Genomic DNA, 26,498 nt, shown 5'->3' with positions numbered 1-26,498 from the left:
TTTCCTCTGAGAATGACGATGGATTCTTCAAACTGCGACGGCGTGCGGACCGGAACCGCTTTCGCTACAGACGCGCAAAGCCGTCGCAAGGTTCATTCGATCTTTAATTGAAATCGTTTTCCAGGAACGGGCTGCGCTTCACCGCCTGGTCGAGCGTGACGAGCGTCTCCAGCAACGCACCCATCCGGTTCAGCGGCACCGCGTTCGGGCCGTCCGACTTCGCCTCGGCCGGATTCGGATGCGTTTCCATGAAAAGGCCCGCGACGCCCGTCGCGACCGCCGCACGTGCGAGCACCGGCACGAATTCGCGCTGGCCGCCCGAGCTCGTGCCCTGGCCGCCCGGCAACTGCACCGAGTGGGTCGCATCGAACACGACCGGCGCGTTCGTCTCGCGCATGATCGCGAGCGAACGCATGTCCGACACGAGATTGTTGTAGCCGAACGAGACGCCGCGCTCGCACGCCATGAAACGATCTTCCGACAGACCGGCTTCACGTGCCGCGTCGCGCGCCTTGTCGATCACGTTCTTCATGTCGTGCGGTGCGAGGAACTGGCCCTTCTTGATGTTGACGGGCTTGCCCGAGCGCGCGCATGCATGGATGAAATCGGTCTGACGGCACAGGAACGCCGGCGTCTGCAGCACGTCGACGACCGACGCGACCTGCTCGATCTCGTCGATCGAATGCACGTCCGTCAGCACCGGCAGGCCGAGCTGGCGCTTCACCTCGGACAGGATCCGCAGGCCCTCGTCCATTCCGAGGCCGCGAAACGATTTGCCCGAGCTGCGGTTTGCCTTGTCGTAGGACGACTTGTAGATGAACGGAACGTTCAGCTTCTCGCAGATCTCCTTCAGGCGGCCGGCCGTGTCGATCGTCATTTGCTCCGATTCGACGACGCAGGTACCCGCGATCAGGAAGAAAGGCTTGTCGAGACCGACCTCGAAATCGCACAGCTTCATGCTTGCACTCCGCGCGCTTGCTTGTTGGCGAGCGCGGCTTCGACGAACGACTTGAACAGCGGATGACCGTCACGCGGCGTGGACGTGAATTCCGGGTGGAACTGGACGCCGACGAACCACGGGTGCATCGAGCGCGGCAGCTCCATCATTTCCGGCAGATCCTCGCTCGGGGTACGGGCGCTGATGATAAGGCCGCCGGCTTCGAGCTGGGGCACGAAGCGGTTATTGACTTCATAACGGTGGCGATGGCGCTCGTTCACGTCCTTGCCGTAGATTTCTTCCGCCATCGTGCCCGGCTTGATCGGGCAGCGCTGCGAACCCAGGCGCATCGTGCCGCCGAGGTCGGATTCCTCGGTGCGCGTCTCGACCTTGCCTTCGCGGTCGTACCATTCGGTGATCAGCGCGACCACGCGCTCCGGCGTGTCCGGATCGAATTCCGTGCTGTTCGCCTGCTTCAGGCCGACGACGTCGCGCGCGAATTCGATCACCGCGAGCTGCATGCCGAGGCAGATGCCGAGGTACGGCACCTTCGACTCGCGCGCATAGCGGACCGCCGCGATCTTGCCTTCCGTGCCGCGACGGCCGAAACCGCCCGGCACCAGCACGGCGTCGAGATGCTTCAGGCTGTCGACACCGTTCGCCTCGAGCTCTTCCGAATCGATGTACTCGATGTTGACCTTGGTCGACGTGTGGATCGACGCATGGCGCAGCGCCTCGATCAGCGACTTGTACGACTCGGTCAGGTCGACGTACTTGCCGACCATGCCGATCGTCACTTCGTGCTTCGGGTTCTCGAGCTTTTCGACGAGCGTCGACCACATGCTCAGGTCGGCGTCCTTCGGCGACAGCTTCAGCTCTTCGCAGATGATCCGGTCGAGGCCCTGGTCGTGCAGCATCTGCGGAATCTTGTAGATGCTGTCGGCGTCCCACACCGAGATCACGGCGTCTTCGGGCACGTTCGAGAACATCGAGATCTTCTTCGATTCGTCGTCGGGAATGCGGCGATCCGCACGGCACAGCAGCACGTGCGGCAGGATGCCGATCTCGCGCAGCTTCTGCACGCTGTGCTGGGTCGGCTTCGTCTTCAGCTCGCCGGCCGTCGCGACGTACGGCACGAGCGTCAGGTGCACGAAGCACGCGCTGTTGCGGCCGAGGCGCAGGCTCATCTGGCGCGCGGCCTCGAGGAACGGCAGCGATTCGATGTCGCCGACCGTGCCGCCGATCTCGACGATCGCGACGTCCGGCTCGCCGCAGGTGGCCGATGCCGCCCCGCGCTCGATGAACGCCTGGATTTCGTTCGTGATGTGCGGAATCACCTGCACGGTCTTGCCGAGATAGTCGCCGCGGCGTTCCTTGCGGATCACCGATTCGTAGATCTGGCCGGTCGTGAAGTTGTTGGCCTTGCGCATCTTCGTGCTGATGAAGCGCTCATAGTGGCCGAGGTCGAGGTCGGTCTCCGCTCCGTCTTCCGTCACGAATACTTCGCCGTGCTGAAACGGGCTCATCGTGCCGGGGTCGACGTTGATGTAGGGATCGAGTTTGAGGAGGGTGACTTTCAGACCGCGCGATTCGAGGATCGCGGCGAGAGAGGCGGCGGCAATACCCTTGCCGAGGGAAGAAACTACGCCGCCGGTGACGAAAACATATTTGGTCATCGCTGGATGCTCGCGGGAAAAACGGATTATACCGTAAAGCCCGCCCTTCTCTCAGCAATTGACGCGATGATCGCGCCCTTTCGTGCCGACCCGCACCAACCGTGCGCGCCGGTGCGAACCGGCCGGCCGGTCGGCGCCGCACGCATGCGCCGGCGGGCGTTCCTGTCGCCGGACGAAGCGTCAGGCGCGCCTCGCGATCGGCGCACCGGCCAGCGAAGCGCTGCCCTCTTCCGCCTTCAGCGAATTCAGCATCCGCTGCAATGCGCGGGCGGTCTCGATCGGCCGCTCCATCGGGAACAGGTGGCTCCCTTCGATCCATTCGATGCGCCCGCGCGTCGCACGGCGCGTCGCGTCGAGCCCGACCTGCCGGACCTCGCGCGAGCGCGTGCCGGCGAGAAAGCCGAGCGGCACCGGCGCGCCGTGCGCGAGCCGCGGGCCGAGCGTGTGCGGCAGCGTCCGGTAGATCAGGTATTCGACCTGCCGGTCGAACGCCAGCGCGCGCTCGCCGTCGGCGCCGGCCTGCGGGATCCCGTGGTCGATATAGTCGGCGAGCATCCGTTCGTCCCAGCGCGCGAACGCGGGCTTCTCGCGAAAGTGCCGCCAGACTTCGTCGCGGCTCATCCAGCGCGTGCGCCGGTTGCGCGTGGCCGCGGCCGGCGACAGCCGCTCGTCGAGCCCCGCCCACTGGCTCGCGCGCAGCGCGCCGGCACGCCAGCCCGCGATGATCGGCGAATCGATCATCACGACGCCGCGCACCCACTGCGGCTTCTTCAGCGCGGCCATCAACGACAGGTAGCCGCCGAGCGAATGGCCGACGAGCCAGACCGGGCGCTCGTAGCGGCTGCCGATGTCGTCGAGCAGTTGCTCGACGAGATGCGGCCAGTCGCGCGTCACCGGGTAGCGGCGGTCGTGACCGATCCGTTCGATGTAGCGCAGCTCGTAATCGTCGGCCAGTTCGGCGAAGATCGTCCGGTATGTCGACGCCGGGAAGCCGTTCGCATGCGAGAAGTGGAGGATGTCCTTCAAATGCCGATGTCTCCTTTGTCGACGGGAGCGGGTGCTTCGGCACGTGCTCCCGTCCCATGCTTCGCGGCCGACGGAAGTGGGCGCTTCAGCTCTTGCGCCGATCCCATGCTTCGTATTCTGTCGGAACCGTGCTTCGGCACGCTACGCCAGCCCCGAGCTTTCGTCCCGATGCCGGCCTTCGCCGCGCTTACCGGTCCATCCAGTACCGGCGCCGTTCGTCGCGATAGCGCGCGAATGCAAACCCGGCGCCCGCCGGCGCGACGTCGAACCGCACGGCGCCGTCGCGATCGGTGCGCGGCAGCGGAATCCCGCGCGCCTCGTAGCGGGCGAGCACGGTCCGGTGCGGATGCCCGAAACGATTGCGATAGCCTACAGGAAATACCGCGACGCGCGGCCCGACCGAATCGAGGAAAGGCTCGACCGACGACGTGCGGCTGCCGTGGTGCGGAACGACCAGGATCTGCGCGGCCAGCGCGTCGCGCGCATCGGCCACCAGCCGGCGCTCGGCGGCGGCCTCGATGTCGCCCGTCAGCAGTGCCGACGTGCCGCCCGCATCGATGCGCAACACACACGATTGGCCGTTCGACGAACCCGTGCCCACCCCGCCCGGCGGCCACAGCACCGTGAAGACGACGCCGTCCCAGGTCCACCGCTGCCCGGCCGCGCACGGCAGCCGATCGGCCACGCCCGCCGCCTGCGCATCGCGCCACAGCCGGTGCCGCGGCGCAATGCCGGCCAGCAACTGGCGCACGTCGGCGGCCGCATAAACGGCCGCTGCGCCGCCCGCATGATCGGCATCCGCATGACTGAGCACGAGCGAATCGATCGTCGCGATGCCGCGCGCCCGCAACGCCGGCGCGACGATCCGCGTACCGGCGTGGGACGACTCCGCGCCGGGCCCCGCATCGAACAGCAAGGTCCGCCGCGCGGTTTCGACCAGTACCGCCGCGCCCTGCCCGACGTCGAGCACGGTCAGCCGGAAGCCGCCCGCCGGCGGCGCATCCGGCGCCGGCGCGACGAGCGGCAGCCACGTCAGCGGCGCCGCCCAGCGCAGCGGCCAGCCGCGCGGCATCAGCGCCCACGCGACACCCACGCATGCCAGCACCAGCACCGGCCAGTCGGGCATGCGCAGCCAGAACACGCCGGCCGGCCAATCGGCCAGGTGCCCGAGCAGCGTCATCATCGGCGCGAGCGCCGCGTGCGCTAGCCGAAAAGCAACCGCATCGAGCGGCGGCGGCAACGCGATGCCGGCCAGCACGACCGGCGTCACGACCGAGCTGACCCACGGAATCGCGAACGCATTGCCGAACGGCCCCGACAGCGAAACCTGCGCGAACCATGCGGCGGTGAGCGGCGCGAGCCCGATCGTCACCGCGTACTGCACGCGCGTCGCCTCGGCGAAGCGGCGCCCGCAACGCATAGCCCACGCACGCAACCGGCTCCGCAAGCCGGCCGTGCCGCTTTCCGCGCCCGCTTCGTCGATCTCGTCGATCTCATCAGCCTCGCGCACCGCGCGCCAGCCGGCGACGGCCAGCAGGATCACCGCGACCGCACCGAACGACAGCCAGAACCCGGCCGACAGCACGGCCCACGGGTCAGCGAGCAGCACGCCGCCGAGCGCCACGCACAGCACCGCCGACGTCGGCACGCTGCGGCCGGCCAGATACGCGATGCCGCCGGCCGCGATCATCCACCACGCGCGCTGCGCCGGCACGTTGAAGCCGGCGAGCGCCGCATAGCCCGCCGCAGCGACCAGCGCGGCAAGCGCGGCCGCGTACGGCGCCGGCAGCACGAGCGTCGCGGCCCGTCCGCGCCAGCGCACGCGGCGCCAGACCATCGAAACGAGCCAGCCGGCGAGCGCACCGACCAGCCCGACATGGAGACCTGAAATCGCGACCAGATGGCTCGTGCCCGTGTTGCGCAGCACACGCCAATCGTCGTCGCCGATACCCGACTGGTCGCCGATCGCCAGCGCGGCGACGATGCCGCGATGCGCCGCATCGGCGCCGAGCCCCTCGCCGATGCGTGCCCGCAGCATGTCGCGCACACGATCGATCGATGCGCGCCATCCCGATGCGCGCCCATCGAGCAATACCGCCCGACGCGGCGCGCTGACATAGCCGATCGCACGAATGCCCGCGGCGAGCCACGCCGCCTCGCCGTCGCGCACGCCGGGATTGGCCTCGGCATGCGGACGCTTGAGGCGTACGACGAAACGCCAGCGCTGGGCCGCACGCAAATCGGGCAGCGCATCGCGTGTCGCGGATGCGCCATACGCGCGCCACGACAACCGGATCAACGGCGGGAAACGGGTGAGCCCCGCATCATTCGATTCGACCGCGAACAGCAGCCGCGCACCTGTCTCGTCGACGACGGGCAGCCCGCGGATCACGCCCGTGACGACGATGTCGCGCCCTTCCCACTCGACAGGCAGACTGTCGCGCAGCCGCCATTCGGCTCGCGCGGCCGCATAGCCGAATCCCACGACGCAAGCCGCGACCGCGCACAACATCCATCCGCATACGACGACCGCGCGCGTGTGCCGGCGACGCACGCACCACGCGCCCAGCGCCGCGCAGCCCGCGAGCACCGCTGCTCCGATCGTCCAAGCGATTGCCCCCGGCAACGCCGCCTGCCGCTGCAGCACGACGACGCCGAGCGCGAACGCGATCCACCACACGCGCATTCCGCCTCCTCGTCGACCCGGCGCCGCCCCTGCCCATGCGGCGCCTTCCGGCAACGATTATGCGGACGAAAGTGCGAGTCGCGGCAGCGCGGCGAGCGCGTTAGCCGAAGTGCATAGGGACAATTCGCCGGCATCGAGCCCGCGCAGTTCGGCGAGCACACCGCCGATGCGCGGCACCTGGTCGGGCGTATTGCGGGATTTGTATGCCCATTCGGGCGCGATGTCGGGCGCATCGGTCTCGACGACGAGCGCGTCGAGCGGTAATTCGGCGGCGAGCCGGCGGATCTGCCGCGCGCGCGTGAAGGTCACGTTGCCGCCGAAGCCGAGATGCAGCCCCTGCGCAAGATACGCGTCGGCCTGCTGGAAGCTGCCGTTGAACGCATGCGCGATGCCGCGCCGTACGCCGAAACGGCGCAGCCCGGCCAGCACGCGGTCCTGCGACTTGCGCACGTGGCACAGCACCGGCAGATCGAATTCCCGCGCCAGCCTGAGCTGGCCCTGGTAGAAGAGCTGCTGCCGGTCTTCGTCGAGGCCCGGCACGAAATAGTCGAGCCCGATCTCGCCGATCGCGACGAAACGCGGATCGTCGAGGCTCGCCTCGATCTCCATGCGCAGCCGGTCGAGATCCGCGTCGCGCGCTTGCGGCGTATACATCGGATGGATGCCGAGCGCGTACACCGCGCCCGGCGTGCGATGCGCGAGTTCGCGCACCGTCGTGAAGTTGTCGCGCCCGATGCTCGGGATCACGACGCGCGACACGCCGGCCGCGCGCGCAGCCTGCGCGACCGCGTCGCGGTCGGCGTCGAACTCGGCGGCATCGAGATGGCAGTGCGTGTCGATCCACATGGCAGCGGTCCTGCGCCGTTGCGCCGTGCCGGACGAGCCGGCGGCCGGCCAAAGGCGCGTGGCTTCTTACACCGGCAGCGCCGGCTCCTCGTGCAGCACCCCGTCGCGCAACCGCATGATGCGGTCGCAGCGCGCGGCGAGATCGGGATCGTGCGTGACGATCACGAAACTCGTTTCGAGCGTCTCGGACAGCTCGAGCATCAGGTTGAACACCGTGTCGGCCGTCGTGCCGTCGAGGTTGCCGGTCGGCTCGTCGGCGAGCACGCACGCCGGCTTCGTGACCAGCGCGCGCGCGATCGCGACACGCTGCCGTTCGCCGCCCGACAGCTCGCCCGGCCGGTGCTTCGCACGCGGGCCGAGACCGACGCGTTCGAGCATCGCCTGTGCCTGTGCGCGCGCGTCCTCGGTCGTCATCCGGCGGATGCGCAGCGGCATCGCGACGTTGTCGAGCGCCGTGAACTCGGGCAGCAGGTGATGGAACTGGTAGACGAAGCCCAGCGCGCGGTTGCGCAGCTCGTTGCGCTCGCGCTCGGCGAGTTGCGTAAACGGCTTGCCGAGCAGCGACACCTCGCCGGCGCTCGGCTCGTCGAGCCCGCCCAGCACGTGCAGCAGCGTGCTCTTGCCGGAGCCCGACGCGCCGACGACCGCGAGCTTCTCGCCGCGCCGCACCGTCAGCTCGGTGTTGTTGAGCACCTGCACGTTGAAGCCACCCTGCACGAACGCCTTCGTGATCCCGCGCGCCTGAAGCACGTATTCCTGCATACCTGCCGAATCCTGTCTGTTGTGTTGTCGTGAATCCGCGAATGCGGTCGCGCGGTCATTCATAGCGGAGCGCCTCCGCGGGTTTCACCTTCGCGCCGCGCCAGCTCGGATAGAGCGTGGCGACGGCCGACAGCGCGAACGCGATCAACCCGATCCGGATCACGTCGCTCGCGACGAGCTCGGACGGCAGTTCGCTGATGAAGTACACCGACGGCGGCAGGAACTGCACGCCGAACAGGTGCTCGATCATCGGGATCAGCCACGGGATGCTCCATGCGATCAGGCAGCCGAGCGCGACGCCGGACGCGGTGCCGACGAAGCCGATCGTCACGCCCTGCACGACGAAGATCTTCATGATCGACCCCGGCTGCGCGCCGAGCGTGCGCAGGATCGCGATGTCGGCCTGCTTGTTGGTCACCGTCATCACGAGCGACGACACGAGGTTGAACGCGGCCACCGCGATGATCAGCGTGAGGATGATGAACATCATCCGCTTCTCGATCTGCACGGCCGAGAACCACGTCTTGTTCTGCTGGGTCCAGTCGCGGATGTACAGGCTGCCCGACAGCGTCCGCGACAGCTCGAGCGCAACCTGCGGCGCCTTCTGCATGTCGGTGAGCCGCAGCCGCACGCCGGTCGGCGCGCTCATCCGGAACAACGCCTCGGCGTCGCGAATGTTGATCATCGCGAGCGTGCTGTCGTATTCGTAGTGGCCCGATTCGAACACGCCGACGACCGTGAACTGCTTCAGGCGCGGCATCATGCCGGCCGGCGTGATCGAGCCTTCGGGCGCGACGAGCGTGATCTTGTCGCCGACCGTCACGCCGAGGTTGCCGGCGAGCGCGTCGCCGAGCACGATGCCGAACTGGCCGGGCACGAGCGCGCCGAGCTGGCCGGCCTTCATGTCCTTGCCGATGTCGGACACCTGCGGTTCGAGCGCCGGCTCGATGCCGCGCAGCATCACGCCGCTCACCGAGTCCTTGCGCGTGAGCAGCGCCTGCGCGTCGACGTACGGCGCCGCGCCGATCACCGACGGATTGCGGCGCGCTTCCTGCGCGGTCAGTTGCCAGTCGGGCATCGAACCCGTCGGCGAGAACACCTCGACGTGCGCGAGCACCGACAGCATGCGGTCGCGCACTTCCTTCTGGAAGCCGTTCATCACCGACAGCACGACGATCAGCGCCGCGACGCCGAGCGCGATCCCGAGCATCGAGACGAGCGCGATGAAGGAAATGAAGCCGTTGCCGGTCGTGCGTTTGCCGGCGCGCGTGTAGCGCCAGCCGATTTGCCATTCGTACGGAAGTTTCAAGCGAATCCTTTCTGCTGGTTACGGCGGGGATGGCGGCCCGCAGCCGGACCGCCATCGGGCGGCGGTCGCCCGGGCGCGATCGAAAAAAAACGGTCGCCGGACGCGAACGGGCCGTCAGCCGGCCCGATCACGCGCGCAGTTTGCCATACAATGCGCACCATCATGCACGACCGACGCCTCCATTTTCTCGTTCCGTTCGCGCTGCCGTCGGCGGCCGATGCGGCCTCGTCCCTGCACACACTGGACAGTCCCGCGCTCAGGAAGTTGCTCGCCCGCGCGAGCCTCGTCGAGCGCGTGGCCGGCGAGGACTTCCAGCGCACGCTGCCGCACGAGCGCTGGCTGGCAAGCCGGTTCGGCGCCACGCAGGGCAACGCCGCGGACGAGGCGCCGCTCGCGCCCTACATGCTGCTGGCCGACGGCGGCGATCCCGGCACGCACGCATGGGCGTGCGTCGAGCCCGTGCACGTCGAAATCGCGCACGATCACCTGGTGCTCGTCGATCCGGCCGCCCTCGCGCTCGACGACGGCGACGCAGCCGCGCTGCTCGCGGTTGCGCGGCCGCTGATCGAGGAGCTGGGCGTGCGGCTCGAAGCGCCGAACCCGGCGCGCTGGTATCTGTCGAGCGACCAGCTCGCGCGCCTCGCCGGCGCCGCGCCGCTGCGCGCCAGCGGCCGCAACATCGAGATCTGGTTGCCGCACGAGGCACATACGGGCGAGCGCTCGCGGATGTGGATGAAACTGCAGAATGAAGTGCAGATGGCGTGGTTCCAGCATCCGGTGAACGAAGCCCGCGAGGCCCGTGGGTTGCCGGCCGTCAATTCGATCTGGTTCCATGCACAGGGCACGCTGAAGCCGGTCGGCAAGCCGTTCTCGCGCGTGCTGTCCGCGTCGCCCGCCGCACTCGGCCTCGCACGCGCCGCGCAAATCGAAGCCGGCCGCCCGCCCGCGACGTTCGGCGCGCTGCCGGCCGCCGATGGCGCGACGCTCGTCGAGCTGCCGGCGCTGACCGCCCCGTTCATCGAGCAGGACTGGGCGCGCTGGCACGACGGACTCGCCACGCTCGAACGCGACTGGTTCGCGCCGGCGCTTGCCGCGCTGCAGAACGGCGAGTTGGCGGCCGTCGATTTCACGCTGTGCGGCGACACGAGCTCCGTGACGCTGCACGCGACGCGCGGCGACCTGCGCAAGTTCTGGCGCCGCCGCGCGCTCGCCTCCCTGTTCGAATAACAACGCCAACCCGTATGACCCGGATCGTTACCCGCCCCGTCGCGCCCGCCGACGCCGAAGCGCTCGCGCGCCACGGCCTGCACCCCGTCCTCGCACGCCTGTACGCGTCGCGCGGCGTGCAGTCGCCCGCGGACATCGAGACCGCGCTCGCGCGCCTCGTGCCGCCCACCGAGCTGAAAGGCTGCGCCGATGCGGCGGTGCTGCTCGCCGACGCGATCGCCGACAAGCGGCGCCTGCTGGTCGTCGCCGACTACGACTGCGACGGCGCGACCGCCTGCGCGGTCGCGGTGCGCGGCTTGCGGATGTTCGGCGCGCAGATCGACTACCTGGTGCCGAACCGCTTCGAATACGGCTACGGCCTCACGCCCGAGATCGTCGAGCTCGCGGCCGCACGCAAGCCCGACCTGCTGATTACCGTCGACAACGGGATCGCAAGCGTCGCCGGCGTCGAAGCCGCGAACGCGCGCGGCATCGACGTGCTCGTGACCGACCACCACCTGCCCGGCGACGCGCTGCCCGCCGCGCGCGCGATCGTCAACCCGAACCAGCCGGGCTGCGCGTTCCCGAGCAAGCACCTCGCCGGCGTCGGCGTGATGTTCTACGTGCTGCTCGCGCTGCGCGCCGAGCTGCGCCGCCGCGGCGCGTTCGCGAGCAAGGAAGCCGAGCCGCGCCTCGACGGCCTGCTCGACCTCGTCGCGCTCGGCACCGTCGCCGACGTCGTGCGGCTCGACGGCAACAACCGCGTGCTCGTCGCGCAGGGGCTGCAGCGCATCCGCAACGGCCGCATGCAGCCGGGCGTCGCCGCGCTGTTCCGCGCCGCTGCGCGCGACGCGCGCACCGCGTCGGGCTTCGACCTCGGCTTCGGCCTCGGCCCGCGCCTGAACGCCGCCGGACGGCTGTCCGACATGTCGCTCGGCATCGAATGCCTGATCACCGACGACATCGGCCGCGCGTGGGATCTCGCGCAGCAGCTCGACGCGATGAACCGCGAGCGCCGCGAAATCGAGGCCGGCATGCAGCAGCAGGCGCTCGCCGATCTCGCCGACGTCGATCCGGCCGACGCATGCACGATCACGCTGTTCAATCCCGAGTGGCACCAGGGCGTGATCGGCATCGTCGCCGGCCGGCTCAAGGAAAAATTCCACCGCCCGTCGTTCACGTTCGCGCACGCCGACGACGAAGGCAAGCGGGTCAAGGGGTCCGGCCGGTCGATCGCGGGCTTCCACTTGCGCGACGCGCTCGACCTCGTCTCGAAACGCGAACCGGACCTGATCGTCGCGTTCGGCGGCCACGCGATGGCGGCCGGCCTCACGCTCGACACCGAAAACGTGCCGCGCTTCGCGGCCGCGTTCGAAGCCGTCGCGCGCGAATGGCTGTCCGACGACGCGCTCGCCCGCGTGATCGAGACCGACGGCGAACTCGAGGACGCGTACTTCACGCCGCAGTTCGTCGGCCTGCTCGACGAGGCCGTCTGGGGGCAAGGGTTTCCGGCCCCGCTTTTCTCGGGCGAATTCGACGTCGTGTCGCAGTCGCTCGTGAAGGAAAAGCACCTGAAGCTGCAGCTTGCGCGCGGTCGCCAGCGCTTCAATGCGATCTGGTTCAACCACACCGAGCCGCTGCCGGCGAGCGCGCTGGTCGCGTACCGGCTCGTCGCCGATACGTGGAACGGCGTCACGCGCGTCCAGTTGATCGTCGAACACGCGGCCGGCTGAGCACGCCACCCGGCCCGCGACGCGCCGCCGCACGCGTGCGCGCCGCGTCGGACGGAGCCGTCGACACGCGTGCAGGCACCGTTTGCGTCACCGGGCAACCCTGCCGATCGGCTATAATTCCGCTTTTTTACGAAGCCGGAACAGCGAACGATCATGGAAGCGGAACGTCTCAACGCGATCGAAAGCTCCCTGCTCGACCTGCGCAATCGCGCGGGCGAGCTTCGGGGGTATCTTTGACTACGACGCCAAAGCTGCGCGTCTGACCGAAGTCAACAAGGAACTCGAAGACCCGAACGTCTGGAACGATTCGAAGAACGCCCAGGCGCTCGGCCGCGAGAAGAAGCTGCTCGAAGGCGTCGTCATGACGCTCACCGCGCTCGATAGCGACCTGCGCGACGCGCTCGACCTGTTCGAGCTGGCACGCGAGGAAGGCGACGAGGATACGCTGCTCGCGTCGGAGGAAGACGCCGCGAAGCTCGAAGCGCGCGTCGGCGACATCGAGTTCCGCCGGATGTTCTCGAACCCGGCCGATCCGAACAACTGCTTCATCGACATCCAGGCCGGCGCGGGCGGCACCGAGGCATGCGACTGGGCGTCGATGCTGCTGCGCCAGTACCTGCGCTACTGCGAACGCAAGGGCTTCAAGGCCGAAGTCCTCGAAGAATCCGACGGCGACGTCGCCGGCATCAAGAACGCGACGGTCAAGGTCACGGGCGAATACGCATACGGCTTCCTGCGTACCGAAACGGGCATCCACCGCCTCGTGCGCAAGTCGCCGTTCGACTCGTCGGGCGGCCGCCACACGTCGTTCTCGTCGGTATTCGTCTATCCGGAAATCGACGACTCGATCGAAGTCGAGATCAACCCGGCGGACCTGCGCATCGACACGTACCGCGCCTCGGGCGCGGGCGGCCAGCACATCAACAAGACCGACTCGGCGGTGCGGATCACGCACATGCCGACGGGTATCGTCGTGCAGTGCCAGAACGACCGCTCGCAGCACCGCAACCGCGCCGAAGCGATGGCGATGCTGAAGTCGCGCCTGTACGAAGTCGAAATGCGCAAGCGCCAGGCCGAGCAGGACAAGCTCGAATCGAGCAAGACCGATGTGGGCTGGGGCCACCAGATCCGCTCGTACGTGCTCGACCAGAGCCGCGTGAAGGACCTGCGCACGAACGTCGAAATGAGCAACACGCGGGCGGTGCTCGACGGCGACCTCGACGACTTCATCAGCGCGAGCCTGAAACAGGGCGTGTAAGCGCCGCGGCGCGGCCTGCCCGCGCCGCCCTTTCCGTTCGCGTTGCCGCACCCCACTCCGAATTCCGACCATCATGACCGAATCGACCCAAACGCAGCCCGCCGTCACGGCGGACGACAACCAGATCATCGCCGAGCGCCGCGAGAAGCTGCGCGCGTTGCGCGAGCAAGGCGTCGCCTATCCGAACGACTTCCGGCCCGAGCACCACGCAGCCGACCTGCAGGCCAAATTCGCCGATTCGGACAAGGCCGCGCTCGAAGCGAACCCGGTCGAGGTGTCGGTGGCCGGCCGCATGATGCTCAAGCGGGTGATGGGCAAGGCGAGCTTCGCGACGGTGCAGGACGGGTCGGGCCAGATCCAGTTCTTCGTGACGCCGAACGACGTCGGCGCCGACACCTACGACGCGTTCAAGAAGTGGGACCTCGGCGACATCGTCGCCGCGCGCGGCGTGCTGTTCCGCACCAACAAGGGCGAGCTGTCGGTCCAGTGCAAGGAGCTGCGCCTGCTGGCGAAGGCGCTGCGGCCGCTGCCGGACAAGTTCCACGGCCTGTCCGACCAGGAAATGCGCTACCGCCAGCGCTACGTCGACCTGATCGTCACGCCGGAAACGCGCGACACGTTCCGCGCCCGCACGAAGACGATCGCGTCGATCCGCAAGTTCATGGACAACGCCGACTTCATGGAAGTCGAGACGCCGATGCTGCACCCGATCCCGGGCGGCGCGGCCGCGAAGCCGTTCGTCACGCATCACAATGCGCTCGACATGCAGATGTTCCTGCGCATCGCGCCGGAGCTGTACCTGAAGCGCCTGATCGTCGGCGGCTTCGAGCGCGTGTTCGAGATCAACCGCAATTTCCGGAATGAAGGCGTGTCGCCGCGTCACAACCCGGAATTCACGATGATGGAGTTCTACGCCGCGTACACCGACTACCGCTGGCTGATGGACTTCACCGAGCAACTGATCCGCCAGGCGGCGATCGATGCGCTCGGCACCGCGACGATCCAGTACCAGGGCCGCGAGCTCGACCTCGCGAAGCCGTTCCATCGCCTGACGATCACTCAGGCAATCCAGAAGTACGCACCGAACTACACCGACGGCCAGCTGTCGGACGACGCGTTCCTGCGTACCGAACTGAAGCGCCTGGGCGTCGACGTGTCGCAGCCGGCGTTCCTGAACGCAGGCATCGGCGCGTTGCAGCTCGCGCTGTTCGAGGAAACGGCCGAAGCGCAGCTGTGGGAACCGACGTTCATCATCGACTACCCGGTCGAAGTGTCGCCGCTCGCGCGCGCATCGGATACGGTGCCGGGCATCACCGAGCGTTTCGAGCTGTTCATGACCGGCCGCGAGATCGCGAACGGCTTCTCGGAGTTGAACGACCCGGAAGACCAGGCCGCGCGCTTCAAGAAGCAGGTCGAGCAAAAGGATGCGGGCGACGAGGAAGCGATGTTCTTCGACGCCGACTACATCCGCGCGCTCGAATACGGGATGCCTCCGACGGGCGGCTGCGGGATCGGCATCGACCGTCTCGTGATGCTGCTGACCGACAGCCCGACGATTCGCGACGTGCTGCTGTTCCCGCACCTGCGCCGCGAAGACTGACGCCGTGCCCCCGTATGCGCCGCGCTACGCGGTGCATACGGATCGGCTTTGTAACCGCGCGTAAATCCTGCCTGCCGGCGTTCGCCGGCTTTCGCTCCTCCCCCGTTTTATTCCCTCGTCGCGCCGGCCTTCTCCGGGTTTTCCCGATGGCGCCCGCCGCGCCCGTGCTGCAATTCGTTACACCTTGATACGGCGCGCCGCTTGGCCGTGGACGACACTCCTGTTGCGTCACCACGCATGACCACGGGACCAGAACGAGGCGCCGGAACGCCAAGTCTGCTCGCTCCCGAGCGTGGGATCCTGCTCCGGCGCAGTGTGCCGATCCGGATCGACATTGGAGAACAAAATGGACAACCAGAATCAGACCACGCCGCAAAAGCAACGCCTCCACCCGCTCATCGCCACCGCGGCCGGCGCCGTCATCGTCGCCAGCCTCGCGGCGACCGCAGCGATCACGGGCGTCTTCCCGAAGGCGAGCAGCAGCAACGAACAGAACGGTCAGACCCAGGCCGCGCTGATCGCGTCGCAGCCGGCCGTCGACACGGCCGCGGCCGCCAGCGCCGCACTGGCTGCGCAAGCGCAGCGGCAGGCAGCAGAACAGGCCGCCGCGCAGCAGAAGGCCGCCGTCGCGCAGGCCGAACCGAAGCCGGCGCCGCGCCCCGCTGCACCGCACCGCCGTCACGCGACCGCCCCGCAGCCGCCGCAATACGCGCAGCAGCCGTCGGCGCCCGCGCAAGCCTACTGCCAGAGCTGCGGCACGGTCGTCGCGATCACGCAGACGCGCACGCCGGGCCAGAGCTCGGGGATTGGCGCCGTGGGCGGCGCGGCGGCGGGCGGCCTGCTCGGCAACCAGTTCGGCCACGGCAACGGCCGCACCGCGATGACGATCATCGGCGCGCTGGGCGGCGGTCTCGCCGGCAACCAGGTCGAGAAGCAGGTCCGCGCGGAAACCGACTATCAGGTGCAAGTACAGATGGAAAGCGGCGCGACGCGCACGTTCACGTACCACAACCCGCCGCCGTTCGGCCAGGGCCAGCGCGTGCGGATCGAGAACGGCACGCTGGTCGGCGTGTAAGTACCTCCCTGATCGCGCCATCGTCGGCGCCCCTGCCCGCGCGTCGTGCGCGGGCAGGCTGCCAAAAACGAAAACGGCTCGCGAGCAAACGCTCACGAGCCGTTTTCCATTCGCGCGGCGTGCACCGTTGCGGCGCACGCCGTGACCGGTCGGTCAGTCTTCGTCGTCGAAATCCGATTCGTCGATCCAGTGTGCCTGGATCGCCTCGAGGATCTTCTCGCCGGAGTGCGCGGGATCGTCGGCGAAGCCGTCGAGTTCGAGCACCCACTGGCGTAGATCGACGAAGTTGATCCGCTGCGGGTCGATGTCCGGATACTTGTCCGCCAGCGCAATGGCTATTTCACGCGAATCGGTCCATTTCATCGCCTGCCTCCGGTTCCTGTCAGTGATTTTCCTTCGCGTGGTTGATCGAGTACTTCGGAATCTCGACCACCAGGTCCGAATCTTCCTTCACGATTGCCTGGCACGACAGGCGCGACGTCGGTTCGAGGCCCCATGCCTTGTCCAGCAGATCGTCCTCGTCCTCCTCGGACGGCGTCAGTTCGTTGAAGCCTTCGCGGATCACCACGTGGCACGTCGTGCATGCGCACGACTTCTCGCATGCATGCTCGATCTCGATTCCGTGATCGAGCAGGTTGTCGCAGATACTCTTGCCGGGCGTCGCGTCGATCACTGCGCCATCCGGGCACAGTTCGACGTGAGGCAGCACCACCAGTTGAGGCATGTCCGTTCCGTCAGTCAGAGTGCGGCGCCATGCGCCGCACGGTTCATCGTCGCGCGGGCCGTTGCCGGCCGATGCGCGGTTCGTGGGTTCAGATCTCGTCGAGCCGGCGGCCTGACAGCGCACGCTTGATGCTCTTGTCCATCCGGCGCGCCGCGAATTCGTCGGTACCGTCGGCCAGCGCCTTGGTCGCCGCTTCGATCGCATTCGTGTCGTCGCCCTGCGCGAGCGCGCGCAACGCCGCGGCCAGCGCATCGACCTGCTCGCGCTCGCCGGCATCGAGCAGTTCGCCGTCGGCCGCCAGCGCGGCCTGCGTCGCCTCGAGCATCCGCTCGGCCTCGACCTGCGCTTCGCGCAGCGCGCGGGCGCGCATGTCGATTTCGGCGGTCTTGAAACTGTCTTCCAGCATCTTCGCGATGTCGTCGTCGGCGAGGCCGTACGACGGCTTCACGACGACCGATGCCTCGACGCCGGACAACTGCTCGCGTGCAAACACCGACAGCAGGCCATCCGCGTCGACCTGATAGGTCACGCGAATGCGTGCGGCGCCCGCCGTCATCGGCGGAATGCCGCGCAGCTCGAAGCGCGCGAGCGACCGGCAGTCGGCGACGAGCTCGCGCTCGCCCTGCACGACGTGAATCGCCATCGCGGTCTGGCCGTCCTTGAAGGTCGTGAATTCCTGCGCACGCGCGATCGGAATCGTCGAGTTGCGCGGAATGATCTTCTCGACGAGGCCGCCCATCGTCTCGACACCGAGCGACAGCGGAATCACGTCGAGCAGCAGCCAGTCGTCGCCGGTGCCGCGATTGCCCGCGAGCAGGTCGGCCTGGATCGCCGCGCCGAGCGCGACGACCTGATCCGGATCGAGGTTCACGAGCGGCGGCTGGCCGAAATACTTCGCGACCGCGTCGCGGATCACCGGCATGCGCGTCGCGCCGCCGACGAGCACGACGCCCTTGATGTCGGCCGGCGTGACCTGCGCATCGCGCAGCGCCTTGCGGGTCGGCGCGAGCGTGCGCTGCACGAGCGGCTCGACGAGCGACGCGAACGTGTCGTGCGAAATCGTCTGCACCAGATGCGCACCGCTCGACAGCGTCACGTCGAGCGCTGCCTGCGGCGCGGACGACAGCGCCTCCTTCAGCACCCGCACACGATCGAGCAGCAGGCGCACGTCTTCGGGCGCGAGCGTCTTCGCGTCGATACCGGCCTGCGCGAGCACGTGATCGAATAGCGCATGGTCGAAATCGTCGCCGCCGAGCGCCGAATCGCCGCCCGCTGCCAGTACTTCGAACACGCCCTTCGTCAGCTTCAGGATCGACAGGTCGAACGTGCCGCCGCCGAGGTCGTACACCGCGTACAGGCCTTCGGCCGCGTTGTCGAGACCATAGGCGATCGCCGCGGCGGTCGGTTCGTTCAGCAGGCGCAGCACGTTGAGGCCCGCGAGACGCGCGGCATCCTTGGTCGCCTGGCGCTGCGCGTCGTCGAAGTACGCGGGCACCGTGATCACCGCGCCGACCAGCTCGTCGCCGAGCGAATCCTCGGCGCGATACCGCAGCGTCGCGAGAATTTCGGCCGATACTTCGACCGGGCTCTTCACGCCGTCGATCGTGCGGATCTGCACCATGCCCGGCGCATCGACGAATTCGTACGGCGCGTTCGCCGCGCCTTCGACTTCGGCCTTGCCGCGGCCCATGAAGCGCTTGACCGACACGATCGTGTTGCGCGGATCGGTCGCGGCCTGCTCCTTCGCTTCGTGGCCGATGCGGCGGCCGCCCTTCTCCAGGTAACGGACCACCGACGGCAGCAGCACGCGGCCCGCTTCGTCCGGCAGTACTTCAGGCACGCTGTTGCGCACGGCGGCGACGAGCGAGTTCGTCGTGCCGAGATCGATCCCGACGGCGAGCCGCCGCTGGTGCGGCGCCGGCGCCATGCCCGGTTCGGAAATTTGCAGTAAAGCCATCTTGGTTCGTTCGGGCGCTCGGCCCGTTTGCTGCGCGTGCCGCCAGGCACGCGGTTAAGTTTCGAGGCGCTCGATCTGCGCGCTCACTTCCGACGCGACCCGTTCGATGAACATCAGCTGACGCACGGCTTCCGCGGCGGCCTGATCGGCCCCGCTGTCGAGCAGCGTGCCGAGGCGCTCGACGCGCACGCGCTTCTCGTCGCGCAACTCGGCGAGCAATGCATCGAGCGCATCGACGTTGCGGGCGGCCGCGGCATCCTCGATGCCCTCGCGCCACTCCATCTGCTGCATCAGGAATGCAGGTTCCATCGCGGTGTTGTTTTCCGCGCCGATGTCGACGCCGCGCAGCGACAGCAGATAGGACGCGCGTTTCAGCGGATCGCGCAGCGTGCGGTACGCCTCGTTCGCGCGGGTGGCCCATTGCATCGCGATGCGCTTTTGCGCGTCGCCGGCCGCCGCGAAGCGGTCAGGATGCACCTGCGTCTGCACCGTCCGGTAGGCGGCGTCGAGCGCCGTCTCGTCGAGCGCGAATTGCGCCGGCAGGTGAAACAGGTCGAAATGGCTGTCTTTCAGCGAAACCATCGTCGCGTTGAATTCCGGTTCGTCGCGCGGCAAACGCCGCACATTAAAAAGGCGGCCCGTGCCGCCTCTTGCCCGCATCGCGCGGAGGAAGCCGCGTCACACGCGGAACGATTCCCCGCACCCGCACTCGTCCTTCACGTTCGGGTTGTTGAACTTGAACCCTTCGTTCAGGCCTTCGCGGGCGAAGTCGAGCTCGGTGCCGTCGATATAGGCGAGGCTCTTCGGATCGACGACCACCTTCACGCCATGGCTCTCGAACACCTGATCCTCGGGAGCCAGCTCGTCGACATACTCGAGCTTGTACGCGAGCCCCGAGCACCCGGTCGTGCGAACGCCAAGCCGCAGGCCCACGCCCTTGCCGCGACGGACGAGGTATTTCTGGACGTGCTGTGCTGCTTTTTCGGTCAGTGTAATTGCCATGATGTCCTTGCCGCGGCGTGCCGCCGAGGCCCGCCGCGTTTCCTTCCCTAGCCGCTCTCGATGCCGCTCAGGCTGCTGCCTGATCGCTTTCCTTGGTGTCGTGGCGCTTCTTGTAGTCGGCCACGGCTGCCTTGATCGCGTCTTCCGCGAGGATCGAGCAGTGAATCTTCACCGGCGGCAGCGCGAGTTCCTCGGCGATCTGCGTGTTCTTGATCGACAGTGCCTCGTCGAGCGTCTTGCCCTTCACCCATTCGGTGACGAGCGAGCTCGATGCGATCGCCGAACCGCAACCGTAGGTCTTGAACTTCGCGTCTTCGATCACGCCGTCCGCGCCGACGCGGATCTGCAGCTTCATCACGTCGCCGCAAGCCGGCGCGCCGACCATGCCCGTGCCGACCGTGTCGTCGTCCTTCGCGAACGAACCGACGTTGCGCGGGTTTTCGTAGTGATCCAGAACCTTGTTGCTGTAAGACATGACTCAGACTCCTTGACTCGTTACGTCTGCGTGCGTCAATCCGCGCGCGGTTGCATTCAATGCGGTATCAGTGTGCGGCCCATTCGATCGTCGACAGATCGATGCCTTCCTGGTGCATTTCCCAGAGCGGCGACAGTTCGCGCAGCTTCGCGATCTTGCTGTTCAGCAGATCGATCACGAAGTCGACTTCCTGCTCCGTCGTGAAGCGGCCGACCGTGAAGCGGATCGAGCTGTGCGCGAGCTCGTCGTTGCGGCCGAGCGCACGCAGCACGTACGACGGCTCCAGCGACGCCGACGTGCACGCGGAACCCGACGACACCGCGACGTCCTTGATCGCCATGATCAGCGACTCGCCTTCGACGAAGTTGAAGCTGATGTTCAGGTTGTGCGGGACACGGTGATCCATGTCGCCGTTCACGTAGGTTTCCTCGATCTGCGACAGGCCGCGCAGCAGCTTGTCGCGCAGCATGCGGATGCGCTCGTTCTCGGTCGCCATTTCCTCGCGCGCGATGCGGAACGCTTCGCCCATGCCGACGATCTGATGCGTCGGCAGCGTGCCCGAGCGCATGCCGCGCTCGTGACCGCCGCCGTGCATCTGCGCTTCGATGCGCACGCGCGGCTTGCGACGCACGTACAACGCGCCGATGCCCTTCGGGCCGTACGTCTTGTGCGCCGAGAACGACATCAGGTCGACCTTCAGCTTCGCGAGGTCGATCCCGACCTTGCCGGTCGACTGCGCGGCATCGACGTGGAACACGATGCCCTTCTCGCGGCAGATCTCGCCGATCGTCTCGATGTCCTGGATCACGCCGATCTCGTTGTTCACGTGCATCACCGACACGAGGATCGTGTCCGGCCGCAGCGCAGCCTTGAACACGTCGAGGTCGATCAGCCCGTCTTCCTTCACGTCGAGGTAGGTGACTTCGAAACCGTCCCGCTCGAGCTCGCGGCACGTGTCGAGCACGGCCTTGTGCTCGGTCTTCACCGTGACGATGTGCTTGCCCTTGCCCTTGTAGAAGTTCGCGGCGCCCTTGATCGCGAGGTTGTCCGACTCCGTGGCGCCCGACGTCCAGATGATTTCGCGCGGATCGGCGTTCACGAGTGCGGCCACCTGCTCACGCGCTTCCTCGACTGCACGCTCCGCGTCCCAGCCATAGGCATGGCTACGCGACGCCGGGTTGCCGAACTGCTCGCGCAGGTACGGCACCATCTTGTCGACCACGCGCGGATCGACCGGCGTCGTCGCGCTGTAATCCATATAGATGGGCAGGTGGAGAGTCTCTTGGGTCATCTGTCGCTCCGGGTATTCTGTGCAGGGACTATGTGCGTTATGGGGTATGGCGGCGCCTTCGCGCTCACGAACTCGCGATGTTGAACACCGAATTGGGGCCGAGCGGCATCGTTCGCACGGGCTCGGCCGGTGCGGCGACGGGCTCCGGCGTGCGGCGGTCGCGCAGCACCGCCGGGGCGCCCTCGCGTGCGCGCTGCTGATCGACGAGATCCTGCAGCGACACCGAATCGAGGTATTCGACCATTTTCTGGTTCAGCGTCGACCACAGCTCGTGCGTCATGCAATGGCCGTCGGGCTGCTTCGAGCCGTCGCACGTGCCTTTGCCGCCGCACTGCGTGGCGTCGAGCGGTTCGTCGACCGCGATGATGATGTCGGCAACGGTGACGTCCTGCGCGCGACGCGCGAGGTTGTAGCCGCCGCCCGGGCCGCGCACGGATTCGACGATTTCATGCCTGCGCAGCTTGCCGAACAGCTGTTCGAGATACGAGAGCGAAATCCGCTGGCGCTGGCTGATGCCTGCAAGCGTCACCGGGCCCTGCTCCTGGCGCAGCGCCAAGTCAATCATCGCCGTAACGGCGAAACGGCCTTTGGTGGTGAGTCTCATGGTGTCTAGGGGACTGCAATCTTGACGATTTTGGTCAAGTATAAATATTTGACGTTTTTAGTCAAGTATCCATGCCTTTGAAAGGGTATTCGCAAACCGCTGAATATTGCGCGGTCAGCGCGCCGTACGTGCGCGGAGCGTCTCCAGCAGGCCCGCGCAGGCGCGCTCGACCTGATCGAGCACCTGCTCGAAGCCCTGCGCGCCGCCGAAATACGGATCCGCCACTTCGGTTTCGGTCGCGCCCGGCGCGAACTCCATCAGCAGGCGCACCTTGTCGCGATGCTGCGGCGGGCAACGGCGGCGCAGTTCGGCGAGATTCGCTTCGTCCATCGCGAGCAGCAGGTCGAATCGCTCGAAATCCGCCGCGCTCACCTGTCGCGCGCGTAGCGCCGACAGATCGTAGCCGCGGCTCCGGGCGGCCGCCTGCGCACGCGAATCGGGCGGCTCGCCCACGTGCCAGTCGCCGGTCCCGGCCGAATCGATCGCGATCCGGTCGGCCAGCGCGGCCGCGTCGACCTGGTGACGCATCACGCCCTCCGCAGTGGGCGAACGGCAGATATTGCCGAGACAGACGAAACAGATCGCAACGCGGGTCATCGCACTATCGGAAAGCCGCGGCGGACCGCGTGGGTGAAGAACACGACATTATACAAAGGGGGCCGAAATCGCGCCGTCGCGCGAAGCGACGGCGCCCTGCCTTACAGCGCCTTCGGCGCAGCGAGCGCAATGTCGCCGGATGCTGCCGGCAGCGACTGCGCCGCGTCGCCGACCAGCCCGAGCGACACCGCGCGCGCCAGTTCGGCGGACGCCTGGTGAACCGCGAGCGGGCCGCGCGACGGCGCGCCGTCCATCGCATGCAGATAGGCAACCGCTGCCAGCGGAACCACGATTGCCAGCGGCCAGTACATCGATATTGTCTTTTTCATGATGCGGACCTCCTTGACCTCGTACCCCGAAACCCGATTCCGGGGACTACAGACGAGATTCTATAGATCGCATCTATCGAGATAAATATGCAAATAGCGAACGCACTGTTGCCGCCCGCTGAACAGTGTCAGCCGAGGTGGCTTTGCGACGCCGCGTACAGCTCGCGGAACGTGCGCCCGGTCGGCGTCGGCATGTCGCGCGTATCCATCCAGCCGCCCATCATCGGCAGGCGCCGCAGCGTGCCGGCATCGCCGCCCAGCCGCTCGAGAATGCGCACCGCGAGCTTCGTCGTCAGCGCATACAGCATCGGCCGCCGTGCGAAGAAGCCCCACGCGGCGAGCGCCGCCCGCTCGCGCCACGGCCGCAGGTGGCGCTCGACCTGCTTCTCGCGCAGCGTGCGCAACAGGTGCGACAACGGAATCCCGGCCGGGCATACGCTGTCGCATTCGCCGCACAGCGTCGCCGCCTGCGGCAGGTCGAGCGCGCGGTCGAGCCCGACGTAGCTCGGCGTCAGCACCGATCCCATCGGGCCCGGATAGACCCAGCCGTACGCATGACCGCCGACCTTCTGGTACACCGGGCAATGGTTCATGCACGCGCCGCAGCGGATGCAGCGCAGCATTTCCTGGAATTCGCCGCCGATCAGGCCGGTGCGGCCGCCGTCGACGAGCACCACGTAGTTGTGCTCGGGGCCGTCCTCGTCGCCCGGCGCGCGCGGCCCGGTCAGCAGCGAGAAATAGTTCGACGTCTTCTGCCCTGTCGCGGAACGCGGCAGCAAGCGCATCGCGGTCGCGAGATCCTCGAGCGTCGGCAACACCTTCTCGATGCCCGTCACCGCGACGTGCACGCGCGGCATGACCGTGCACATGCCTTCGTTCCCTTCGTTCGTCACGATCGCAACCGAGCCCGTTTCCGCGATCACGAAGTTGCCGCCGGTCACGCCCATGTCGGCCGACATGAAATGCGGACGCAGCACCTCGCGCGCCTCGCGCGTCATGTCCGGAATCTCGGTGAGTCGCTCGCGCTGATGCGTACGCGCGAACAGGTCGGCGATCTCGTCCTTGTCCTTGTGCACGACGGGCGCAATGATGTGGCTGGGCGGCTCGTTGTCGTTGATCTGCAGGATGTATTCGCCAAGGTCCGTCTCGATCGACTGCACGCCCATCTCGGCGAGCACCGCGTTCAGGCGCATTTCCTCGGACACCATCGACTTGGTCTTGATGACCTTCTTCACATCGTGGCGGCGTGCGATGTCGGCCACGAGCCGGGCGGCGTCCGCGGTCGTTTCGGCGAACAGCACCGTCGTGCCGCGCCGCGTCGCCTCGCGCTCGAACGCCTCGAGCCACACGTCGAGATTTTCCAGCGCACGGTCGCGGCGCGCCTTGAGCGCGGCGCGCGTGGCCGGGAAGTCGATCATGGTCATCGCATCGGCGCGTGCGGACACGAACTTCGTCGACAGCTTCTTCAGGTTCTGCTGCAGGCGCTGGTCGGCCAGCTTCTGGCCGGCGCGCGCCTTGAAATGCATCGATTGGACTTGCATCGCGGTATCGGGGGAAAAGTGAGCGGAGCCGGGTGTCAGACGTCGCCCGCCAGCACCTGCGCGACGTGCAGCACGCGCGTGTCGCGGTCGCCGGTGCGGCGCAACCGCCCTTCGATGTTCAGCATGCAGCCGAGATCGCCGAGCACGACGGCGCCCGCGCCGGACGCGCGCACGTTCGCGCATTTCTCGTCCGCGATGGCGGCCGAGATGTCACCGTACTTGACCGCGAACGTACCGCCGAAGCCGCAGCAATGCTCGCAGTCCTTCATCTCGGTGACGGTCACGCCGCGCTGCGCGAGCAGCGCGCGCGGCTGCGCCTTCACGCCGAGCTCGCGCAGGCCCGAGCACGCGTCGTGATAGGTGACCGGGCCGGCGAATTCGCCCGGCGCGAGCGACACCTTCGCGACGTTCGCGAGGAAATCGGTCAGTTCGTGGACTTTCTGCTGGAACCGCACGTAGCGCCCCATCAGCTCGGGATCGTCGCGGAACAGGTCGCCGTAGTGCGCACGGATCATCCCGCCGCACGAACCCGACGGCGCGACGACGTAATCGAACTGCTCGAACTCGCGCAGCATCTTTTCCGCGAGGTCGCGCGCGAGCGCGCGGTCGCCCGAGTTGTAGGCCGGCTGACCGCAGCAGGTCTGCGTGGGCGGCACGATCACTTCGTAGCCGGCGTCGCGAATCAGCTTGAGCGCCGAAAAACCGATTTCGGGGCGCATCAGGTCAACCAGGCAGGTCACGAACAAACCGACTCGCATACGTGCTCCTTCGAGAAAACGGCCCTCATTATCCGACGTTTGGCCGGCAAGACCAACGCCGGCCTGCGCGCAAGCCCGCAGCGCGCGAAGCGAGGACTTCCTCGAACGGCGTTCGCTTTTTTCACGATACGAGATACAATCGATCCAACACCGCTTGACGCGTCAACCGATTCCTCCCCGACATGAGCCAACCCGCCCCGGATTCAAAAACGTCGATCCAGGTGATCGAACGCATGATGCGGTTGCTGGACGCGCTCGCCGCGCACAGTGACCCCGTCAGCCTGAAGGAACTCGCGCAGCGCACCGAGCTGCACCCGTCGACCGCGCACCGCATCCTCAACGACATGGTGACTTGCCGCCTCGTCGACCGCTCCGATCCCGGCACCTACCGCCTCGGCATGCGGCTGCTCGAGCTCGGCAATCTCGTGAAGGCGCGCCTGTCGGTGCGCGACGCGGCGCTGATGCCGATGCGCGAGCTGCACCGCCTCACCGGGCAAACCGTGAACCTGTCGGTACGCCAGGGCGACGAGATCGTCTACATCGAGCGCGCGTACTCGGAGCGCTCGGGGATGCAGGTCGTCCGCGCGATCGGCGGCCGCGCACCGCTGCACCTCACGTCGGTCGGCAAGCTGTTCCTCGCGGCCGACGAAACGTCACGCGTGCGTGCCTATGCGACGCGCACGGGGCTGTCCGGCCATACCCAGAACAGCATCACCGATATCGCGAAGCTCGAGCGCGAACTGACCCTCGTCCGCCAGCAATCGTGCGCACGCGACAACGAGGAGCTCGAACTCGGCGTGCGCTGTATCGCGGCCGGCATCTACGACGATTCGGGCAAGCTCGTCGCGGGCCTGTCGCTGTCGGCACCGGCCGACCGCCTGCAGGATGCGTGGCTCGGCCAGTTGAGCCGGACGGCGCTCACCATCTCGGAATCGCTCGGCTACCGGCCGGCGCCCGCGAAGGACATGGACGCGCTGCAGCGGCAGGCGTAAGCGGCGCCATCGCCCGCTTCCGACTCCGGTTTCACCGGATCGGGATAGGGGCGGTCAGAGAGTCTGACCGATCCCCTCCCACACCACCCGGCATGCGGGTCCGCACCGGGCGGT

25 protein-coding genes are annotated in these 26,498 nt (G+C 67.5%); 6 read left to right on the top strand and 19 right to left on the bottom strand.

Going from position 1 to position 26,498, the window contains the following annotated elements:
* Nucleotides 1-103 precede the first annotated feature (103 nt).
* The 7 genes from kdsA to WS89_RS08630 form a co-directional block, all read right to left on the bottom strand.
* Nucleotides 104-958: a 3-deoxy-8-phosphooctulonate synthase gene (gene kdsA / locus WS89_RS08660; RefSeq protein WP_059790500.1), complete on the bottom strand. Its 855-nt coding sequence runs from the start codon at nucleotides 956-958 to the stop codon at nucleotides 104-106.
* Nucleotides 955-2,613 carry a CTP synthase gene (locus WS89_RS08655; protein WP_059790498.1) on the bottom strand — a complete coding sequence of 553 codons (1,659 nt, stop codon included), beginning with the start codon at nucleotides 2,611-2,613 and terminating at the stop codon, nucleotides 955-957. The genes kdsA and WS89_RS08655 overlap by 4 nt, the downstream gene beginning before the upstream one ends.
* Before the next feature lie 180 nt (nucleotides 2,614-2,793).
* Nucleotides 2,794-3,639 (bottom strand): alpha/beta fold hydrolase, encoded by an 846-nt coding sequence (locus WS89_RS08650; RefSeq protein ID WP_059505778.1) that lies wholly within the window; start codon nucleotides 3,637-3,639, stop codon nucleotides 2,794-2,796.
* A gap of 187 nt (nucleotides 3,640-3,826) precedes the next feature.
* Nucleotides 3,827-6,325 (bottom strand): DNA internalization-related competence protein ComEC/Rec2, encoded by a 2,499-nt coding sequence (locus WS89_RS08645; RefSeq protein WP_059790496.1) that lies wholly within the window; start codon nucleotides 6,323-6,325, stop codon nucleotides 3,827-3,829.
* 57 nt (nucleotides 6,326-6,382) lie between these two features.
* A complete protein-coding gene (locus WS89_RS08640) occupies nucleotides 6,383-7,171 on the bottom strand; it encodes a TatD family hydrolase (protein WP_059505774.1) in 789 nt (262 codons plus the stop codon).
* A 66-nt stretch (nucleotides 7,172-7,237) separates the two neighbouring features.
* Nucleotides 7,238-7,996, bottom strand: a complete 759-nt coding sequence (gene lolD, locus WS89_RS08635) for a lipoprotein-releasing ABC transporter ATP-binding protein LolD (protein WP_077175848.1) — start codon at nucleotides 7,994-7,996, stop codon at nucleotides 7,238-7,240.
* Nucleotides 7,989-9,242 (bottom strand): lipoprotein-releasing ABC transporter permease subunit, encoded by a 1,254-nt coding sequence (locus tag WS89_RS08630; RefSeq protein ID WP_059790495.1) that lies wholly within the window; start codon nucleotides 9,240-9,242, stop codon nucleotides 7,989-7,991. The genes lolD and WS89_RS08630 overlap by 8 nt, the downstream gene beginning before the upstream one ends.
* A gap of 150 nt (nucleotides 9,243-9,392) precedes the next feature.
* On the opposite strand from WS89_RS08630, the gene WS89_RS08625 reads away from it, so the two are divergent.
* From WS89_RS08625 to WS89_RS08610, 5 genes are all read left to right on the top strand, one after another.
* The gene (locus WS89_RS08625; protein ID WP_059790492.1) at nucleotides 9,393-10,469 is read left to right on the top strand and encodes a hypothetical protein; all 1,077 of its coding nucleotides are present in this window, start codon (nucleotides 9,393-9,395) and stop codon (nucleotides 10,467-10,469) included.
* Between the two features lie 14 nt (nucleotides 10,470-10,483).
* Complete coding sequence (gene recJ, locus WS89_RS08620; RefSeq protein WP_059505768.1) at nucleotides 10,484-12,181, top strand: single-stranded-DNA-specific exonuclease RecJ; 1,698 nt, start codon at nucleotides 10,484-10,486, stop codon at nucleotides 12,179-12,181.
* A 153-nt stretch (nucleotides 12,182-12,334) separates the two neighbouring features.
* A protein-coding gene (gene prfB, locus WS89_RS32080; RefSeq protein ID WP_108041952.1) for a peptide chain release factor 2 occupies nucleotides 12,335-13,439 on the top strand; the annotation gives its coding sequence in 2 pieces (ribosomal slippage) (nucleotides 12,335-12,415 and nucleotides 12,417-13,439; 1,104 coding nt in all).
* A 73-nt stretch (nucleotides 13,440-13,512) separates the two neighbouring features.
* Nucleotides 13,513-15,039 (top strand): lysine--tRNA ligase, encoded by a 1,527-nt coding sequence (gene lysS / locus WS89_RS08615; protein ID WP_059790490.1) that lies wholly within the window; start codon nucleotides 13,513-13,515, stop codon nucleotides 15,037-15,039.
* 346 nt (nucleotides 15,040-15,385) lie between these two features.
* On the top strand, nucleotides 15,386-16,114 hold the full coding sequence (locus WS89_RS08610; protein WP_059790488.1) for a glycine zipper 2TM domain-containing protein: 729 nt from the start codon (nucleotides 15,386-15,388) through the stop codon (nucleotides 16,112-16,114).
* A 153-nt stretch (nucleotides 16,115-16,267) separates the two neighbouring features.
* Here the strand turns inward: WS89_RS08610 and iscX are convergent, their stop codons facing one another.
* From iscX to WS89_RS08550, 12 genes are all read right to left on the bottom strand, one after another.
* Nucleotides 16,268-16,477 (bottom strand): Fe-S cluster assembly protein IscX, encoded by a 210-nt coding sequence (gene iscX, locus WS89_RS08605; protein ID WP_059505763.1) that lies wholly within the window; start codon nucleotides 16,475-16,477, stop codon nucleotides 16,268-16,270.
* Nucleotides 16,478-16,496: 19 nt separating this feature from the next.
* Nucleotides 16,497-16,838: an ISC system 2Fe-2S type ferredoxin gene (gene fdx, locus WS89_RS08600; RefSeq protein ID WP_059506086.1), complete on the bottom strand. Its 342-nt coding sequence runs from the start codon at nucleotides 16,836-16,838 to the stop codon at nucleotides 16,497-16,499.
* Nucleotides 16,839-16,926: 88 nt separating this feature from the next.
* Complete coding sequence (hscA, locus tag WS89_RS08595; RefSeq protein ID WP_059790486.1) at nucleotides 16,927-18,795, bottom strand: Fe-S protein assembly chaperone HscA; 1,869 nt, start codon at nucleotides 18,793-18,795, stop codon at nucleotides 16,927-16,929.
* A 54-nt stretch (nucleotides 18,796-18,849) separates the two neighbouring features.
* Nucleotides 18,850-19,377, bottom strand: coding sequence for a Fe-S protein assembly co-chaperone HscB (gene hscB / locus WS89_RS08590; RefSeq protein ID WP_059506084.1), 528 nt, complete (start codon nucleotides 19,375-19,377; stop codon nucleotides 18,850-18,852).
* A 96-nt stretch (nucleotides 19,378-19,473) separates the two neighbouring features.
* The gene (gene iscA, locus WS89_RS08585; protein WP_011885413.1) at nucleotides 19,474-19,797 is read right to left on the bottom strand and encodes an iron-sulfur cluster assembly protein IscA; all 324 of its coding nucleotides are present in this window, start codon (nucleotides 19,795-19,797) and stop codon (nucleotides 19,474-19,476) included.
* A gap of 67 nt (nucleotides 19,798-19,864) precedes the next feature.
* Nucleotides 19,865-20,272, bottom strand: coding sequence for a Fe-S cluster assembly scaffold IscU (gene iscU, locus WS89_RS08580; protein ID WP_006478389.1), 408 nt, complete (start codon nucleotides 20,270-20,272; stop codon nucleotides 19,865-19,867).
* Nucleotides 20,273-20,339: 67 nt separating this feature from the next.
* Nucleotides 20,340-21,563 (bottom strand): IscS subfamily cysteine desulfurase, encoded by a 1,224-nt coding sequence (locus WS89_RS08575; RefSeq protein ID WP_059505759.1) that lies wholly within the window; start codon nucleotides 21,561-21,563, stop codon nucleotides 20,340-20,342.
* A gap of 64 nt (nucleotides 21,564-21,627) precedes the next feature.
* A complete protein-coding gene (gene iscR, locus WS89_RS08570) occupies nucleotides 21,628-22,167 on the bottom strand; it encodes a Fe-S cluster assembly transcriptional regulator IscR (RefSeq protein WP_009691731.1) in 540 nt (179 codons plus the stop codon).
* Between the two features lie 114 nt (nucleotides 22,168-22,281).
* Entirely contained in the window at nucleotides 22,282-22,764 is a 483-nt protein-coding gene (locus WS89_RS08565; protein ID WP_059505757.1) for a low molecular weight protein-tyrosine-phosphatase, read from the bottom strand.
* A gap of 101 nt (nucleotides 22,765-22,865) precedes the next feature.
* Nucleotides 22,866-23,093 carry a hypothetical protein gene (locus tag WS89_RS08560; RefSeq protein WP_059790484.1) on the bottom strand — a complete coding sequence of 76 codons (228 nt, stop codon included), beginning with the start codon at nucleotides 23,091-23,093 and terminating at the stop codon, nucleotides 22,866-22,868.
* Nucleotides 23,094-23,221: 128 nt separating this feature from the next.
* Nucleotides 23,222-24,634: a lactate utilization protein B gene (locus WS89_RS08555; protein WP_059505755.1), complete on the bottom strand. Its 1,413-nt coding sequence runs from the start codon at nucleotides 24,632-24,634 to the stop codon at nucleotides 23,222-23,224.
* 35 nt (nucleotides 24,635-24,669) lie between these two features.
* Complete coding sequence (locus WS89_RS08550) at nucleotides 24,670-25,392, bottom strand: (Fe-S)-binding protein (RefSeq protein WP_059790482.1); 723 nt, start codon at nucleotides 25,390-25,392, stop codon at nucleotides 24,670-24,672.
* A gap of 182 nt (nucleotides 25,393-25,574) precedes the next feature.
* Here WS89_RS08550 and WS89_RS08545 point away from each other — a divergent pair, with 182 nt between their 5' ends.
* Nucleotides 25,575-26,384: an IclR family transcriptional regulator gene (locus WS89_RS08545; RefSeq protein WP_059790480.1), complete on the top strand. Its 810-nt coding sequence runs from the start codon at nucleotides 25,575-25,577 to the stop codon at nucleotides 26,382-26,384.
* The last annotated feature ends 114 nt before the right edge of the window (nucleotides 26,385-26,498 follow it).

This window comes from Burkholderia sp. MSMB1072 (assembly GCF_001524725.1).
Classification (GTDB): Bacteria; Pseudomonadota; Gammaproteobacteria; order Burkholderiales; family Burkholderiaceae; genus Burkholderia.
Note: the sequence above shows the minus strand (reverse complement) of the source record. Positions and strands in the feature narration are given on the sequence as shown.

Excerpts from the sequence above, each read along its gene's own strand:
- kdsA (WP_059790500.1), bottom strand. The coding sequence starts at position 958 with ATGAAGCTGTGCGATTTCGAGGTCGGTCTCGACAAGCCTTTCTTCCTG.
- WS89_RS08560 (WP_059790484.1), bottom strand. The coding sequence starts at position 23,093 with ATGAAAAAGACAATATCGATGTACTGGCCGCTGGCAATCGTGGTTCCG.
- recJ (WP_059505768.1), top strand. The coding sequence starts at position 10,484 with ATGACCCGGATCGTTACCCGCCCCGTCGCGCCCGCCGACGCCGAAGCG.
- WS89_RS08555 (WP_059505755.1), bottom strand. The coding sequence starts at position 24,634 with ATGCAAGTCCAATCGATGCATTTCAAGGCGCGCGCCGGCCAGAAGCTG.
- fdx (WP_059506086.1), bottom strand. The coding sequence starts at position 16,838 with ATGCCTCAACTGGTGGTGCTGCCTCACGTCGAACTGTGCCCGGATGGC.
- iscA (WP_011885413.1), bottom strand. The coding sequence starts at position 19,797 with ATGGCAATTACACTGACCGAAAAAGCAGCACAGCACGTCCAGAAATAC.
- iscU (WP_006478389.1), bottom strand. The coding sequence starts at position 20,272 with ATGTCTTACAGCAACAAGGTTCTGGATCACTACGAAAACCCGCGCAAC.
- WS89_RS08625 (WP_059790492.1), top strand. The coding sequence starts at position 9,393 with ATGCGCACCATCATGCACGACCGACGCCTCCATTTTCTCGTTCCGTTC.
- WS89_RS08655 (WP_059790498.1), bottom strand. The coding sequence starts at position 2,613 with ATGACCAAATATGTTTTCGTCACCGGCGGCGTAGTTTCTTCCCTCGGC.
- WS89_RS08640 (WP_059505774.1), bottom strand. The coding sequence starts at position 7,171 with ATGTGGATCGACACGCACTGCCATCTCGATGCCGCCGAGTTCGACGCC.
- WS89_RS08645 (WP_059790496.1), bottom strand. The coding sequence starts at position 6,325 with ATGCGCGTGTGGTGGATCGCGTTCGCGCTCGGCGTCGTCGTGCTGCAG.
- hscB (WP_059506084.1), bottom strand. The coding sequence starts at position 19,377 with ATGGTTTCGCTGAAAGACAGCCATTTCGACCTGTTTCACCTGCCGGCG.
- WS89_RS08575 (WP_059505759.1), bottom strand. The coding sequence starts at position 21,563 with ATGACCCAAGAGACTCTCCACCTGCCCATCTATATGGATTACAGCGCG.
- lysS (WP_059790490.1), top strand. The coding sequence starts at position 13,513 with ATGACCGAATCGACCCAAACGCAGCCCGCCGTCACGGCGGACGACAAC.
- WS89_RS08565 (WP_059505757.1), bottom strand. The coding sequence starts at position 22,764 with ATGACCCGCGTTGCGATCTGTTTCGTCTGTCTCGGCAATATCTGCCGT.
- WS89_RS08610 (WP_059790488.1), top strand. The coding sequence starts at position 15,386 with ATGGACAACCAGAATCAGACCACGCCGCAAAAGCAACGCCTCCACCCG.
- lolD (WP_077175848.1), bottom strand. The coding sequence starts at position 7,996 with ATGAATGACCGCGCGACCGCATTCGCGGATTCACGACAACACAACAGA.
- WS89_RS08545 (WP_059790480.1), top strand. The coding sequence starts at position 25,575 with ATGAGCCAACCCGCCCCGGATTCAAAAACGTCGATCCAGGTGATCGAA.
- iscX (WP_059505763.1), bottom strand. The coding sequence starts at position 16,477 with ATGAAATGGACCGATTCGCGTGAAATAGCCATTGCGCTGGCGGACAAG.
- WS89_RS08550 (WP_059790482.1), bottom strand. The coding sequence starts at position 25,392 with ATGCGAGTCGGTTTGTTCGTGACCTGCCTGGTTGACCTGATGCGCCCC.
- iscR (WP_009691731.1), bottom strand. The coding sequence starts at position 22,167 with ATGAGACTCACCACCAAAGGCCGTTTCGCCGTTACGGCGATGATTGAC.
- hscA (WP_059790486.1), bottom strand. The coding sequence starts at position 18,795 with ATGGCTTTACTGCAAATTTCCGAACCGGGCATGGCGCCGGCGCCGCAC.